Below are 15367 nucleotides of genomic sequence, written 5' to 3' on the forward strand. Positions count from 1 at the left end.
TTGGTGCCCAGGAGAAGACTCGAACTTCCACGACCTTGCGATCACCAGCACCTGAAGCTGGCGTGTCTACCAATTTCACCACCTGGGCATTATCAACGCTTGCGCTGTTGATGGAGCGAACTATACGGAGGGCTTTTTGATCTGTAAACCCCTGATTCAAAAATATAAATCAAGATTCTCTTTAAAAATCAAAGGCCTGAAACGCAAAAACCCGCTTTCGCGGGTTTTTGGAGACTCAAGGCATAACCTTGAGTTTGAAATTGGTGCCCAGGAGAAGACTCGAACTTCCACGACCTTGCGATCACCAGCACCTGAAGCTGGCGTGTCTACCAATTTCACCACCTGGGCAGCATCAACAACGTTGCCGTCGTCGATGGCGCGCACTATACGGAGGCTATTTTGAGCTGTAAAGCCCTGCCATGAAAAAAGTCTGGAATATTTCGCCGACGGTCGCGCAAGGTGCATTCCAAGGGCTACAAAGTGCTTTTACGGGCTTGTTGACACCTGAAATTTCCCGTTTCAATACGCGTATGCCAAACTAACCCGCATATAGACAAGGTGAAAACTCTCTAATGGCCGATTGGCAGTCCCTCGATCCCGAGGCCGCTCGTGAAGCGGAAAAATATGAAAACCCTATTCCTAGCCGCGAACTGATCCTGGCGCACCTCGCCGATCGGGGTTCGCCTGCTAGCCGCGAGCAGCTGGTTGAAGAGTTCGGTCTGACCACCGAAGACCAACTCGAGGCCCTGCGTCGTCGCCTGCGCGCCATGGAGCGCGATGCCCAGTTGATCTACACCCGCCGCGGCACCTACGCGCCGGTGGACAAGCTCGACCTGATCCTCGGCCGCATCGCCGGCCACCGTGACGGTTTCGGCTTCCTGATCCCGGACGATGGCAGCGACGACCTGTTCATGAGCCCGGCGCAAATGCGCCTGGTGTTCGATGGCGACCGTGCCCTGGCCCGCGTTTCCGGCCTCGACCGTCGCGGTCGCCGTGAAGGCGTGATCGTCGAAGTGGTGTCCCGTGCCCACGAGTCCATCGTCGGCCGTTACTTCGAAGAAGGCGGCATCGGTTTCGTGGTGCCGGATAACCCCAAGGTCCAGCAGGAAGTGCTGATCACCCCGGGGCGCAATGGCGCCGCCAAAGTGGGCCAGTTCGTCGAGGTGAAAATCACCCACTGGCCAACTGCGCGCTTCCAGCCACAGGGCGATATCGTTGAAGTGGTCGGCAACTACATGGCGCCGGGCATGGAGATCGATGTTGCGCTGCGCACCTACGATATCCCTCACGTCTGGCCTGAGGCTGTGCTCAAAGAAGCCGCCAAGCTCAAGCCGGAAGTCGAAGAAAAAGACAAAGAGAAGCGCATCGACCTGCGTCATCTGCCGTTCGTCACCATTGACGGCGAAGATGCCCGCGACTTCGACGATGCGGTCTACTGCGAAGCCAAGCCTGGCAAACTGCGCCTGTTCTCCGGCGGCTGGAAGTTGTTCGTCGCGATTGCCGACGTGTCCAGCTACGTGAAGATCGGTTCGGCCCTGGACAATGAAGCCCAGGTGCGCGGCAACTCGGTGTACTTCCCCGAGCGCGTCATCCCGATGCTGCCTGAGCAGTTGTCCAACGGCCTGTGCTCCCTGAACCCGAAAGTCGACCGTTTGGCCATGGTGTGCGAGATGACCATCTCGAAAACCGGCGAAATGACCGACTACCAGTTCTACGAAGCGGTGATTCACTCCCAGGCCCGCCTGACCTACAACAAGGTCAGCACCATCCTGGAACAGCCGAAAACCAGCGAAGCCAAGGCCCTGCGCGGTGAGTACGGGCATGTCGTGCCGCACCTCAAGCAGCTCTACGCGCTGTACAAGGTGCTGTTGGGCGCTCGTCACGTGCGTGGCGCGATCGACTTTGAAACTCAGGAAACCCGGATTGTCTTCGGTTCCGAGCGCAAGATCGCCGCGATCACCCCGACCACGCGCAACGATGCTCACAAGCTGATCGAGGAGTGCATGCTGGCGGCCAACGTGGCCACCGCAGAATTCCTCAAAAAGCACGAGATTCCTGCGTTGTACCGGGTGCACGACGGCCCGCCGCCGGAGCGTCTGGAGAAGCTGCGTGCGTTCCTCGGTGAGCTCGGCCTGTCCCTGCACAAAGGCAAGGACGGCCCGACGCCAAAGGACTACCAGGCTCTGCTCGCGAGCATCAAGGACCGTCCGGATTACCACGTGATCCAGACCGTCATGCTGCGCTCCCTGAGCCAGGCGGTGTACAGCGCCGATAACCAGGGCCACTTCGGCCTGAATTACGAAGCGTACACCCACTTCACCTCGCCGATTCGTCGTTACCCGGACTTGCTCACGCACCGGGCGATCCGCAGCGTGATCCATTCCAAGCAGAACACCCCGCACGTCAAGCGTGCTGGTGCCATGACCATTCCGAAGGCACGGATCTATCCGTACGACGAAGCGGCCCTGGAACAGTTGGGCGAGCAGTGCTCCATGAGCGAGCGCCGTGCCGACGAAGCCACCCGCGACGTAGTGAACTGGCTCAAGTGCGAGTTCATGAAAGACCGCGTGGGCGAGTCGTTCCCGGGTGTGATCACTGCCGTGACCGGTTTTGGTTTGTTCGTCGAGCTGACCGACATCTACGTCGAGGGCCTGGTGCACGTCACCGCCTTGCCGGGTGACTACTACCACTTCGACCCTGTGCATCACCGCCTGGCGGGTGAGCGCACCGGTCGCAGCTTCCGTCTGGGCGATACCGTTGAAGTGCAGGTCATGCGCGTCGACCTCGACGAGCGCAAGATCGATTTCGGTATGCCTGACAAGCCGGCTGAACCGACTGGCCGTAAAAAACGTGGCAGCGAAACTGCAGCCCCGGCCAGCAAAGGCAAAGGTGCTCCTGCGAAAGCAGCGGTCGCCGAGCCTGCGCCAGCCAAGCCTGCGCGTCGTTCGTCTGCCAAGGACAAGGCCCCCGAAGCCTACCGCCCTAGCGATGCCGCGGCGAAAAACGCCGAGCTGCGCAAGAGCCGCGAGTTGAAGCAGCAGTTGCTCAACGAAGCCAAAAGCGGTGGTAAAGCGGCGTCTGGGGGAAAGTCCCGCGAGGCGGAAAAGCCGTCGAGCAAGCCGAGTAAACACCGTAAAGGCCCGCCAAAAGCGGGATCGGCCCCCGCGAAAAGCGGCGGGTCGCGCAAACCTAAGGCCAAGTCATGAGTCTGGAAAAAATCTACGGCGTACACGCCGTAGAAGCATTGCTGCGTCACCACCCGAAACGCGTCAAGCAGGTGTGGTTGGCAGAAGGCCGCAGTGAGCCGCGTGTTCAAGCGCTGGTCGAACTTGCCAATCAGAACAAAGTTGCCATCGGCCAGGCTGAGCGGCGCGAGATGGACGTCTGGGTCGAAGGCGTTCACCAGGGCGTGGTAGCCGACGTCAGTCCAAGCCAGGTCTGGGGCGAAGCGATGCTCGACGAGCTGCTCGACCGCACCGAAGGCGCACCGCTGTTGCTGGTGCTCGACGGCGTGACCGATCCGCACAACCTCGGCGCCTGCCTGCGTTCGGCGGATGCTGCCGGTGCGTTGGCGGTGATCGTGCCTAAAGACAAGTCGGCAACCTTGACGCCTGTAGTGCGTAAAGTCGCCTGCGGTGCGGCGGAAGTGATTCCGTTGGTGGCCGTGACCAACCTGGCGCGCACCCTCGAGAAACTCCAGCAGCGCGGCCTGTGGGTCGTGGGTGCGGCGGGGGAGGCTGAGGTCAGCATTTATGACCAGGACCTCACCGGCCCGACCATCCTGATCATGGGGGCCGAAGGCAAGGGCATGCGCCGCCTGACCCGCGAGCATTGCGATTACCTGGTGCACCTGCCGATGGCCGGTAGCGTCAGCAGCCTCAACGTTTCAGTCGCAACGGGCGTCTGCCTGTTCGAAGCCCAGCGCCAGCGTGGCGCCAAGGCTAAAGCCAAGAAATAACCAAGTCTGGCGCAGGTCAAAATGTGGGAGGGGGCTTGCTCCCGAATACGGTGTATCAGTCAGTGCATTTGGTGACTGGCACATCGCTTTCGGGAGCAAGCCCCCTCCCACATTTGTTTTTGTGGTGTATGGGGGCTGTTCAAATAATCACCAATCACCTTGCACCCTTTCTCCCCCTTCTCTACAATTGCGCCCCTTGCCTTCATGGCAGGCACGCATGTGCCTCCCTTCGGCAAGATCCATAAGTGTCATTCACTCCTTGTCTGACCGTTTTTGAGCGGCAGGCTACAACCCGTAAGGAGCATTCATGCGTCATTACGAAATCATCTTTTTGGTCCACCCGGATCAAAGCGAGCAAGTCGGCGGCATGGTAGAGCGTTACACCAAGCTGATCGAAGAAGACGGCGGCAAAATCCACCGTCTGGAAGATTGGGGCCGTCGTCAACTGGCCTACGCAATCAACAATGTTCACAAGGCTCACTACGTGATGCTGAACGTTGAGTGCACTGGCAAGGCCCTGGCCGAGCTGGAAGACAACTTCCGCTACAACGATGCAGTGATCCGTAACCTGGTCATCCGTCGCGAAGAAGCCGTTACCGGCCAATCCGAGATGCTCAAGGCTGAAGAAAACCGCAGTGAGCGCCGTGAGCGTCGCGACCGTCCTGAGCACGAAGGCGCTGAAAGCGCTGATAGTGATGACAGCGACAACAGCGATAACGCTGACGAGTAATCCACGGACCTTTTAAGGAGCCTATCAAATGGCACGTTTCTTCCGTCGTCGTAAATTCTGCCGCTTCACCGCTGAAGACGTGAAGGAGATCGATTACAAAGATCTCAACACTCTGAAAGCCTACGTATCCGAGACCGGCAAAATTGTTCCAAGCCGCATCACCGGTACCAAAGCTCGTTATCAGCGTCAGCTGGCCACCGCTATCAAGCGCGCCCGCTTCCTGGCCCTGCTGGCCTACACCGACAGCCACGGCCGCTGAGACCGGGCAGTCGACAAGTAGTAAGGGATTGAATGCATGCGCGCCTTAGCTGAGTTCATCATGCGCGGTCGTGTGCAGGCCACTCTGGTAGTGGCTGGATGTGCAGCATTGCCGTTGTTGTATTGGTTGGGTGCTGCCGCGGGTTGCCTTGTGCTTCTGCGGCGCGGTTTGAAGGACGCCCTTGGCGTTCTTGCCCTGGGAATACTGCCGGCCTTGGTCTGGTGGTTGAAATTCGATGATCCACGGGTACTTCTGGTACTGCTCGGTTCATCGACCCTTGCGTTGGTTTTGCGCGCAAGTGAGTCCTGGGTCCGTACGCTGCTGGTCAGCGTGGCATTGGGGTTGGTGTATTCACTGGCGCTTGGCGCGGCTTTCCGCCCGCAAATCGAGGCGCTGGCGCAGGAGATCATAAAGATCCTGCCGCTGGCCCTCGGGGATCTCTACCAGCAGTTATCGGTAGAGGAGCGAGCGCGCTTTGCGTCAGTGGTTGCACCGATGCTTACCGGCCTGATAGCGGCACTGTTGCAGATTGTCAGCTTGCTGAGCCTGATTCTTGGGCGTTACTGGCAGGCGTTGTTGTATAACCCGGGTGGTTTTGGTCGCGAGTTTCGCAGTATCAGAATCCCCGCTGGACCGGCGATGTTGCTGCTGGCGTTCATGGTGGTCGGGCCGACTTTTGGCCTGGCGCTGTTGGTGCCGTTGTGCAGCGTACCGCTGGTATTCGCCGGCCTGTCCCTGATTCATGGGCTGGTGGCGCAAAAGCGACTGGGCAGATTCTGGCTGGTGGGGTTGTACGTGACGCTGTTGCTGTTCATGCAGCTGATCTATCCGTTACTCGTGGTCTTGGCCATTGTCGACGGCCTGATTGATTTTCGCGGTCGTCTGGCGCCGAAAGACGCCGATAACGCGAACGGTGAAGGTTAAAAGTTAGAGGATTTTCACATGCAACTGATCCTTCTGGAAAAAGTCGCCAACCTGGGCAACCTGGGCGACAAAGTGAACGTTAAGGCCGGCTACGGTCGTAACTACCTGCTGCCATACGGCAAAGCCACCGCTGCAACCGCTGCCAACCTGGCTGCGTTTGAAGAGCGTCGTGCTGAGCTGGAAAAAGCAGCAGCAGACAAAAAAGCTTCGGCCGAAACTCGCGCTGCCCAACTGGCTGAGCTGGAAGTGACTATCACTGCCACCGCCGGTGACGAAGGCAAGCTGTTCGGTTCGATCGGCACCCACGACATCGCTGATGCACTGACCGCCTCCGGCGTTGAAGTGCAGAAGAGCGAAGTTCGTCTGCCGAACGGCACCATCCGCAACGTTGGCGAATTCGATGTAGCCGTGCACCTGCACGCTGAAGTCGAGGCAACCGTACGCGTTGTTGTGGTAGCAGCTTAAGCAACACCTAACTGACTGGCACCTCGCGTGCCAGGCAGTTAACATCGGGCACGATCCTGTTCACAGGTCGTGCCTTTTGTTTTTCTGTAGCTCCTGATTCTCCAACTATTCCAAGTGGCCATGAACGATATCTCCGCTCCTGAGCAATATGACCTGCAAACCGCTGCCCTGAAGGTGCCGCCGCATTCCATCGAGGCCGAACAGGCCGTGCTCGGTGGCTTGATGCTGGACAACAACGCCTGGGAACGCGTGCTGGATCAAGTCTCGGACGGCGATTTCTACCGTCATGACCACCGCCTGATCTTCCGCGCCATTGCCAAGCTGGCCGACCAGAACTCACCGATCGACGTGGTGACCCTGGCCGAGCAATTGGACAAGGAAGGCCAGACGTCCCAAGTGGGCGGCCTGGGTTACCTGGGCGAGCTGGCGAAAAACACGCCATCGGTCGCCAACATCAAGGCGTATGCGCAGATCGTCCGTGCGCGGGCCACGTTGCGCCAGTTGATCGGCATCGCCACCGAGATCGCCGACAGCGCGTTCAACCCGGAAGGCCGCACTGCCGAAGAGATTCTCGACGAAGCCGAACGGCAGATCTTCCAGATCGCCGAGGCCCGGCCGAAAACCGGCGGCCCGGTCAGCGTCAACGACTTGCTGACCAAGGCCATCGACCGTATCGACACCTTGTTCAACACCGACAACGCCATCACCGGCCTGTCCACCGGCTACACCGACCTCGACGGCATGACCAGCGGCCTGCAGCCAGCCGACTTGATCATCGTCGCCGGCCGTCCGTCCATGGGTAAAACCACCTTCGCCATGAACCTGGTGGAAAACGCCGTGTTGCGCAGCGACAAGGCCGTATTGGTTTATTCCCTGGAGATGCCAGGCGAATCGCTGATCATGCGTATGTTGTCGTCCCTGGGCCGCATCGACCAGACCAAGGTGCGTGCCGGTCGCCTGGAAGACGACGATTGGCCGCGCCTGACCTCGGCGGTCAACCTGCTCAACGATCGCAAGCTGTTTATCGATGACACCGCGGGCATCAGCCCGTCGGAAATGCGCGCGCGTACCCGACGCCTGGTGCGTGAGCACGGCGACATCGCCCTGATCATGATCGACTACCTGCAGTTGATGCAGATCCCGGGCTCCAGCGGTGACAGCCGGACCAACGAGATTTCCGAGATTTCCCGCTCGTTGAAAGCCCTGGCCAAGGAATTCAACTGCCCGGTGGTTGCCCTGTCGCAGCTCAACCGATCTCTTGAGCAGCGTCCGAACAAACGCCCGATCAACTCCGACTTGCGGGAATCCGGAGCGATCGAGCAGGATGCTGACGTGATCATGTTCGTATACCGGGACGAGGTGTATCACCCGGAAACCGAGCATAAAGGCATCGCTGAAATCATTATCGGTAAACAGCGTAACGGGCCAATCGGCACCACGCGCCTGGCCTTCATCGGTAAATACACCCGCTTCGAGAACCTGGCGCCGGGCAGCTATAACTTCGAAGACGAGTAAAAGCGCTGCCCGCCAATTCCGACTGCAAAGGTCGGAATTGGTCAAATTTTGTGCTATATTCCGCGCCCGCGATTTTTCATCTCAACACCGGTCACCGTCATGCAAACAGCCAAGCCGTTATTTGACTATCCCAAGTACTGGGCCGAATGTTTCGGTCCTGCGCCATTCCTGCCGATGAGCAGGGAGGAGATGGATCAGCTTGGCTGGGATTCATGCGACATCATCATCGTCACCGGTGACGCGTACGTGGACCATCCGTCGTTCGGCATGGCAATCATCGGCCGGCTGCTGGAGTCCCAGGGCTTTCGCGTCGGGATCATTGCCCAGCCCAACTGGCAGTCCAAAGACGACTTCATGAAGCTCGGCGAGCCGAACCTGTTCTTCGGCGTCGCGGCCGGCAACATGGACTCGATGATCAACCGCTACACCGCCGACAAGAAAATCCGCTCCGATGACGCCTACACCCCAGGCGGCATGGCCGGCAAACGTCCGGACCGCGCGAGCCTGGTCTACAGCCAGCGCTGCAAGGAAGCCTACAAGCACGTGCCGATCGTGCTCGGCGGCATCGAAGCCTCCCTGCGCCGCATCGCCCACTACGACTACTGGCAGGACCGTGTACGCAACTCGATCCTGATCGACGCCTGTGCCGATATCCTGCTGTACGGCAACGCCGAGCGGGCCATCGTCGAAGTCGCCCAGCGCCTGTCGTGGGGCCACAAGATCGAAGACATCACCGACGTGCGCGGCACTGCGTTCATTCGCCGTGACACGCCTGAAGGCTGGTACGAGGTGGACTCCACCCGTATCGACCGTCCGGGCAAGATCGACAAGATCATCAACCCGTACGTGAATACCCAGGACACCCAGGCCTGCGCCATCGAGCAGGAAAAGGGCCCGGTGGAAGACCCGGAAGAGGCCAAGGTGGTACAGATCCTGGCCAGCCCACGCATGACCCGTGACAAGACCGTGATCCGTCTGCCGTCCGTGGAAAAAGTCCGTGGCGACTCGGTGCTGTATGCCCACGCCAACCGCGTGCTCCACCTGGAAACCAACCCGGGCAACGCCCGCGCGCTGGTACAGAAGCACGGCGAAGTGGATGTGTGGTTCAACCCGCCGCCCATTCCCATGACTACCGAAGAAATGGACTACGTGTTCGGCATGCCTTACGCCCGTGTTCCACACCCGGCGTACGGCAAGGAAAAGATCCCGGCCTACGACATGATCCGCTTCTCGGTGAACATCATGCGTGGCTGCTTCGGCGGCTGCACCTTCTGCTCGATCACCGAGCACGAAGGCCGAATCATCCAGAACCGTTCCGAAGAGTCGATCATTCGCGAAATCGAAGAGATCCGCGACAAGGTGCCAGGCTTCACCGGCGTCATTTCCGACCTCGGCGGCCCGACCGCGAACATGTACCGCATTGCCTGCAAGAGCCCGGAAATCGAATCCGCGTGCCGCAAGCCATCCTGCGTGTTCCCGGGCATCTGCCCGAACCTGAACACCGACCACTCGTCGTTGATCCAGCTGTACCGCAGCGCCCGTGCGTTGCCGGGTGTGAAGAAGATCCTGATCGCTTCCGGCCTGCGCTACGACCTCGCGGTCGAGTCGCCGGAATACGTGAAAGAGCTGGTGACCCACCACGTTGGTGGCTACCTGAAGATCGCCCCGGAACACACCGAGGAAGGTCCGCTCAACCAGATGATGAAACCGGGCATCGGCAGCTATGACAAGTTCAAGCGCATGTTCGAGAAGTACACCAAGGAAGCGGGCAAGGAGCAGTACCTGATTCCTTACTTCATCGCCGCCCACCCGGGCACCACCGATGAAGACATGATGAACCTGGCCCTGTGGCTCAAGGGCAATGGCTTCCGCGCCGACCAGGTGCAGGCGTTCTACCCGTCGCCAATGGCCACCGCCACGGCGATGTACCACTCGGGCAAGAACCCGCTGCGCAAGGTTACCTACAAGAGCGACGCGGTGACCATCGTCAAGAGCGAAGAACAGCGCCGTCTGCACAAGGCCTTCCTGCGCTACCACGACCCGAAAGGCTGGCCGATGCTGCGTGAAGCCTTGACCCGCATGGGCCGTGCAGACCTGATCGGGCCGGGCAAGGAGCAACTGATCCCGTTGCACCAACCGTCCACCGACAGCTACCAGAGCGCCCGTCGCAAAAACTCGACGCCGGCTGGCAGCCACAAGGTTGCGAAGGAAACCACCACCAGGATCCTCACCCAGCACACCGGCCTGCCGCCGCGTGGCAGTGATGGCAGCAACCCTTGGGACAAGCGCGAGCAAGCCAAGGCCGCGGCCATGGCGCGCAACAAGCAGGCCGCCAAGGAGCGCACCGACGCCGCCAAGGGCAAAGGCAAGAAGCCAGCCCGCAAGCCGGTCGTGCCGCGTTGATCGCAGCCTGAAACGCAAAACGCCAGCCTCGTGCTGGCGTTTTGCTTTCTAGCGGGTGGGTAGCCTGTTTGTTAAGGTGGCGCCCATTCGAGCGCCATCGCAGGCAAGCCAGCTCCCACATGTGACCGGGTTTCAGCATGAGAATGCGGTCGAATGTGGGAGCGGGCTTGCTCGCGAAAGCGCCAGTTCAGACACCACCCATTTCAAGGAAGAACACCCCCATGAGCAGCCCCCTGCTTGGCATCGGCATGGACTCCAACCGCTCCCAGTTCATGGCCCGCCAGCGCATCGAAAGCCAGATCAACCTGCCACGCCTGTTTGCTGCCATCGACGCCGACCCCGGCATCGTGGGGGCGGGTGTGGTGTATATCGATGCTGACTTCAACGTCGTCACCCTGCGCGAATTCCAACCCATCTGCAGCATTGCGCCCAAACGCGTGATCCTGCGGGAAGCGCAGCGGTACATAGCGCCGGCGCAGTTCGCCCAGCAGGTGCAAGACAATCCCCGTGAATCGCGGCTGGTGGGTGAAGCGATCAACACCACGCTGTCGTGTGCCGGTGCAGTCATCGGCTGGGTAGTGGTGCTCAGCGGCTCTGTCGCGATACCGTTTTCGGCGGGTGCCAGTACGGTGGTCGCAGCCCTCGGCTACACCGCTGCGGCAGCCAGTACCGTTCAGTGTTTTGCCGGTGGCTACCGGACCGTCAACGAAATAAGAAATCCGTCGCGCAACGACGAGCTCGACGGCGAGGAATGGTATCAATACACGATGATCGCGTTGGACGCCGCATCGTTGGTCGGAGTCGGTGCATCGTCACTCACCACCCTCAAGCTGGTCCGGCTGAATAGGGCGACCACCGGCAAAAGTGTTCGGGAGGTACTGAAAGGCTTGAATCGACAAGAGCGCGCCAAACTGACCAAGGAGTTGCTGAGCATTAACGACCCTCGCTTGAGCTCGAAGATGCTCAAGTTGCGTCAGTTGTCAGGTGAGCTGCCCAAGCGCTTCACGCCCACACAGGTCAAGCACGCAACGGTCACGCAAATACAGGATGCGTTGGGCGCCTCGATTGGCTTCACGGGCAGTGCGCTCTCCGGGAATGTCCGAACCATTGCCGTAGGTCTATACGAGGAGATTGAGCAATGAACCAAGCACCGAGCATTCGTGCCTTTCTATCCCGGTACTTTCCGGTTTTCATGGGGGCGATATTGGCGGCGGTATTTTCCCTGGTCTTCGCGGTGCCTTTGTTTTTTGACAGCTATTTCCGGGACCTTCCCCTGGCGGATAACGCCAAGTACTCCTTTCTCGGCGGAATCGCTCTGACGTTGGTCATCGTGCACTGCAACTTCATGATCGCCCGCGGACGCCCGCAATGGGTGTGGCCGCTGGTGGCGTTGCTGGGGCTTTGTCTTGTGTGTGTGCTGCCCACGATCGAGTACCGACCGCATCCATTTATTTATGGCATGAGCGTGCTGTTGCCGTTGCTGGCGCTGCTGGTGCTTAACAGCAAGCGCCACCGCGAAATGCGCCAGAAACTGGTCGAAGTTCGCCACCTGCGTGAAGCCGTGATCGCCAGGCACAAAGCCCGTTGACTGGGTAGATTCACCACCCACCCTCACACTCCCGCCACAAATATGTGCAACCCTCGCACCACGACGGCAGCCATCGCGCCGTTTTGGTGCTGTACTGCACCGGGTCCCACGATAAAGCGCAATGACCACTGCTCTGGCATAAGTCTTGCGCGCTTTGTTTCCATGCCCTGGCTCGCAGGAGGCCGCCGTGTCGATTCATGTCGCGTTGCACCACGTTACGCATTACCGCTACGACCGCGCGGTCGAACTCGGCCCACAGATTGTTCGTCTGCGTCCGGCGGCCCATAGCCGCACGCGGATTCTTTCCTACGCGCTGAAGGTGCTGCCGGAACAGCACTTCATCAATTGGCAGCAAGATCCCCAGGGCAATTACCTGGCCCGTCTGGTGTTCCCGGAAAAAACTGACGAGCTGCGCATCGAAGTCGACCTGGTCGCGGAGATGGCGGTATTCAATCCGTTCGATTTCTTCCTGGAACCCTACGCCGAAAAAATCCCTTTCAGTTACGCCGCCGATGAGCAGCGCGAGCTGGCGCCGTACCTCGAAACATTGCCGCTGACCCCGAGATTCGCCGCGTATCTGGCGGGTATCGACCGCACGCCGTTGCCGGCGGTGGATTTCCTGGTGGGCCTGAATCAGCGCCTGGCCGCCGATATCGGCTACCTGATCCGCATGGAGCCGGGGGTACAAACACCGGAATTCACCCTGGAAAACGCCTCCGGTTCCTGCCGGGATTCGGCGTGGTTGCTGGTGCAACTGCTGCGCAACCTTGGGTTGGCGGCACGATTTGTGTCGGGCTATCTGATCCAGCTGACCGCCGACGTCAAAGCCCTCGATGGCCCGTCCGGCACCGAGGTGGATTTCACCGACCTGCACGCCTGGTGCGAAGTCTATTTGCCCGGCGCCGGCTGGATCGGCCTCGATGCCACCTCCGGTTTGTTCGCCGGTGAAGGTCATATCCCGTTGGCCTGTAGTCCTGATCCTTCTTCCGCGGCGCCCATCAGTGGCCTGGTGGAACCCTGCGAGTGCGAATTTACCCACGAGATGTCCGTGGAGCGGATTTGGGAAGCGCCCAGGGTTACCAAGCCCTACACCGAAGAGCAGTGGCTGGCGATCCAGGCCCTGGGCCGGCAGATCGACGGTGACCTGCACAAGGACGACGTACGCCTGACCATGGGCGGCGAACCCACCTTCGTTTCCATCGACGACCCCGACGGCGCCGAATGGAACACCGCCGCCCTGGGCCCGGACAAACGCCGGCTGTCCGCCGAGCTGTTCCAGCGCATGCGCAAGCACTACGCACCCAAGGGCCTGGTGCATTTCGGCCAGGGCAAGTGGTACCCCGGCGAGCAACTGCCGCGCTGGTCCCTCAACTGCTACTGGCGCCGCGACGGCGTGCCGATCTGGCACAACAGCGCGCTGATCGCCGATGAGCAGCAAAGCTACGGTGCCGATGGCGTGATGGCCGGGCGGTTCCTGGCCAGTGTCGCCGAGCGCTTGAAGCTGCCCGCGCGGTTTGTATTCCCGGCCTACGAAGACAATTTCTATTACCTGTGGCGCGAAGGCGCCTTGCCGCAAAACGTCAGCGCCGAAGATCCGCGCCTGGAGGACAAGCTTGAGCGCGAACGCCTGCGCAAGGTCTTCAGCCAGGGCCTGGATAAAGTCATCGGCCAGGTGCTGCCGCTGGCACGCACGGCGGCCAATGACCGCTGGCAGAGCGGGCGCTGGTACCTGCGGGACAACCATTGCCGCCTGGTGCCGGGCGATTCACCGTTGGGTTATCGCCTGCCACTGGCCTCGCAACCGTGGGTAACGGCGGCGGACTATCCGTTCGTGCACCCCACCGATCCCAATCAGGACCTGGCAGACCTGCCGACCACCTCGCAACTGCAAAGCCATGGCGAGGCAGCTGCCAGCCAAGACCGTATCCCGAAGATCGACGAGTCTGCCGACTGGCTGACCCGCACCGCCCTGTGCGCCGAGGCACGGGACGGCCGCTTGTACCTGTTCATGCCGCCGCTGGAACGGGTCGAGGATTACCTGGAACTGGTGGCCGCCATCGAAGCCACCGCCGAAGAACTGCATTGCCCGGTGCTGCTGGAAGGCTATGAGCCGCCGAGCGACCCACGCCTGAGCAACTTCCGGGTGACGCCGGATCCGGGTGTGATCGAGGTCAACGTGCAGCCGTCCGCCACCTGGGACGAGTTGGTGGAACGCACCGAATTTCTCTACGAAGAAGCCCGGCAAACCCGCCTCACCACAGAAAAATTCATGATCGACGGGCGCCACACCGGCACCGGCGGCGGTAACCACTTTGTGCTCGGTGGCGCTACGCCCAAGGACTCACCGTTCCTGCGGCGCCCCGATCTGCTGCGCAGCCTGATCAGCTATTGGCATAACCACCCGTCGCTGTCCTACCTGTTTTCCGGCCTGTTCATCGGCCCGACTTCCCAGGCGCCACGGGTCGACGAAGCGCGCAACGATGCGTTGTATGAGCTGGAAATCGCCTTCGCGCAGATGCCCGAAGCGGGCGAAGAATGCCCGCCATGGTTGGTGGACCGCCTGCTGCGCAACCTGCTGATCGACGTCACTGGCAATACCCACCGCGCCGAGTTCTGCATCGACAAGCTCTACTCGCCGGACGGTGCCACCGGCCGCCTGGGCCTGCTGGAATTGCGTGCCTTTGAAATGCCGCCCCACGCCCGCATGAGCCTGACCCAGCAGTTGCTGCTGCGGGCACTGGTCGCGCGGTTCTGGCGTGAACCCTATGCGCCGCCGAAGCTGGCGCGCTGGGGCACAGAGCTGCACGACCGCTTCCTGCTGCCGCACTTTATCGAGCAGGATTTTGCCGACGTGATCGTCGAGCTGAACGCTGCCGGTTATCCGCTGCGGGCCGAATGGTTTGCCGCGCACCTGGAGTTCCGTTTTCCCAAGGTCGGTGACTACGCCGTCAGCGGCATCGAACTGGAATTGCGCCAGGCCCTTGAGCCCTGGCATGTGCTGGGCGAAGAGGGTGCGGTGGGCGGTACGGTGCGTTACGTGGATTCGTCCCTGGAGCGCCTGCAGGTCAAGTTGAGTGGCCTGCCGCCCCAGCGTTACCTGCTGACCTGCAATGGCATCCCGGTGCCGCTGCAACCCACCGGGCGTGTCGGCGAGTTTGTGGCTGGCGTGCGTTATCGCGCCTGGCAACCGGCCAACTGCCTGCAGCCAACGATCCCGGTGCATGCGCCACTGGTGTTCGATCTTTTGGACACATGGATGCAGCGCTCGCTGGGCGGTTGCCAGTACCATGTCGCCCACCCGGGCGGGCGCAATTACGACAGCCTGCCGGTGAATGCCAATGAAGCTGAAAGCCGGCGGATGGCGCGGTTTTTCCGCTTGGGACACAGCCCCGGGAAATTGCCGGTGCCGAGTGTGGTGATCAATGATGAATTGCCGATGACCCTGGATTTGCGGCGCTTCCCCAATAAGAATGACTAAATGCGATTCAAAATGTGGGAGCAGGGTTTGTGTGGGAGCTGGCTTGC

11 protein-coding genes and 2 tRNA genes are annotated in these 15367 nt (G+C 60.6%); 11 read left to right on the forward strand and 2 right to left on the reverse strand.

Features of this window, described 5'->3' with window-relative positions; genetic code table 11:
- Position 1 precedes the first annotated feature (1 nt).
- Positions 2-88, reverse strand: a tRNA-Leu gene (locus tag HX818_RS22545).
- Positions 89-261: 173 nt separating this feature from the next.
- A tRNA-Leu gene (locus HX818_RS22550) sits at positions 262-348 on the reverse strand.
- 224 nt (positions 349-572) lie between these two features.
- On the opposite strand from HX818_RS22550, the gene rnr reads away from it, so the two are divergent.
- The 11 genes from rnr to HX818_RS22605 all read left to right on the forward strand — a co-directional run bounded on the left by rnr (position 573) and on the right by HX818_RS22605 (position 15320).
- Positions 573-3206: a ribonuclease R gene (gene rnr, locus HX818_RS22555; RefSeq protein WP_003217496.1), complete on the forward strand. Its 2634-nt coding sequence runs from the start codon at positions 573-575 to the stop codon at positions 3204-3206.
- The gene (gene rlmB, locus HX818_RS22560) at positions 3203-3958 is read left to right on the forward strand and encodes a 23S rRNA (guanosine(2251)-2'-O)-methyltransferase RlmB (protein WP_177020765.1); all 756 of its coding nucleotides are present in this window, start codon (positions 3203-3205) and stop codon (positions 3956-3958) included. Before rnr ends, rlmB begins: the two co-directional genes overlap by 4 nt.
- A 307-nt stretch (positions 3959-4265) precedes the next feature.
- Complete coding sequence (gene rpsF / locus HX818_RS22565) at positions 4266-4688, forward strand: 30S ribosomal protein S6 (protein ID WP_003217491.1); 423 nt, start codon at positions 4266-4268, stop codon at positions 4686-4688.
- Between the two features lie 28 nt (positions 4689-4716).
- A complete protein-coding gene (rpsR, locus tag HX818_RS22570) occupies positions 4717-4947 on the forward strand; it encodes a 30S ribosomal protein S18 (RefSeq protein ID WP_002551829.1) in 231 nt (76 codons plus the stop codon).
- Between the two features lie 36 nt (positions 4948-4983).
- The gene (locus HX818_RS22575; RefSeq protein WP_003217488.1) at positions 4984-5871 is read left to right on the forward strand and encodes a hypothetical protein; all 888 of its coding nucleotides are present in this window, start codon (positions 4984-4986) and stop codon (positions 5869-5871) included.
- Between the two features lie 18 nt (positions 5872-5889).
- A complete protein-coding gene (rplI, locus tag HX818_RS22580) occupies positions 5890-6336 on the forward strand; it encodes a 50S ribosomal protein L9 (RefSeq protein ID WP_003171376.1) in 447 nt (148 codons plus the stop codon).
- A 120-nt stretch (positions 6337-6456) separates the two neighbouring features.
- Positions 6457-7851, forward strand: coding sequence for a replicative DNA helicase (dnaB, locus tag HX818_RS22585; RefSeq protein ID WP_003217484.1), 1395 nt, complete (start codon positions 6457-6459; stop codon positions 7849-7851).
- Between the two features lie 99 nt (positions 7852-7950).
- Positions 7951-10254, forward strand: a complete 2304-nt coding sequence (locus HX818_RS22590) for a YgiQ family radical SAM protein (protein ID WP_008439091.1) — start codon at positions 7951-7953, stop codon at positions 10252-10254.
- Between the two features lie 221 nt (positions 10255-10475).
- Positions 10476-11396 carry an NAD synthetase gene (locus HX818_RS22595; protein ID WP_102604267.1) on the forward strand — a complete coding sequence of 307 codons (921 nt, stop codon included), beginning with the start codon at positions 10476-10478 and terminating at the stop codon, positions 11394-11396.
- Positions 11393-11842, forward strand: a complete 450-nt coding sequence (locus tag HX818_RS22600; protein WP_177020766.1) for a hypothetical protein — start codon at positions 11393-11395, stop codon at positions 11840-11842. Before HX818_RS22595 ends, HX818_RS22600 begins: the two co-directional genes overlap by 4 nt.
- A gap of 187 nt (positions 11843-12029) precedes the next feature.
- Positions 12030-15320: a transglutaminase family protein gene (locus HX818_RS22605; RefSeq protein ID WP_177020767.1), complete on the forward strand. Its 3291-nt coding sequence runs from the start codon at positions 12030-12032 to the stop codon at positions 15318-15320.
- Positions 15321-15367: the final 47 nt, after the last annotated feature.

Origin of the sequence: Pseudomonas sp. F9001 (genome assembly GCF_013385435.1) — a bacterium.
Taxonomy (GTDB): domain Bacteria; phylum Pseudomonadota; class Gammaproteobacteria; order Pseudomonadales; family Pseudomonadaceae; genus Aquipseudomonas.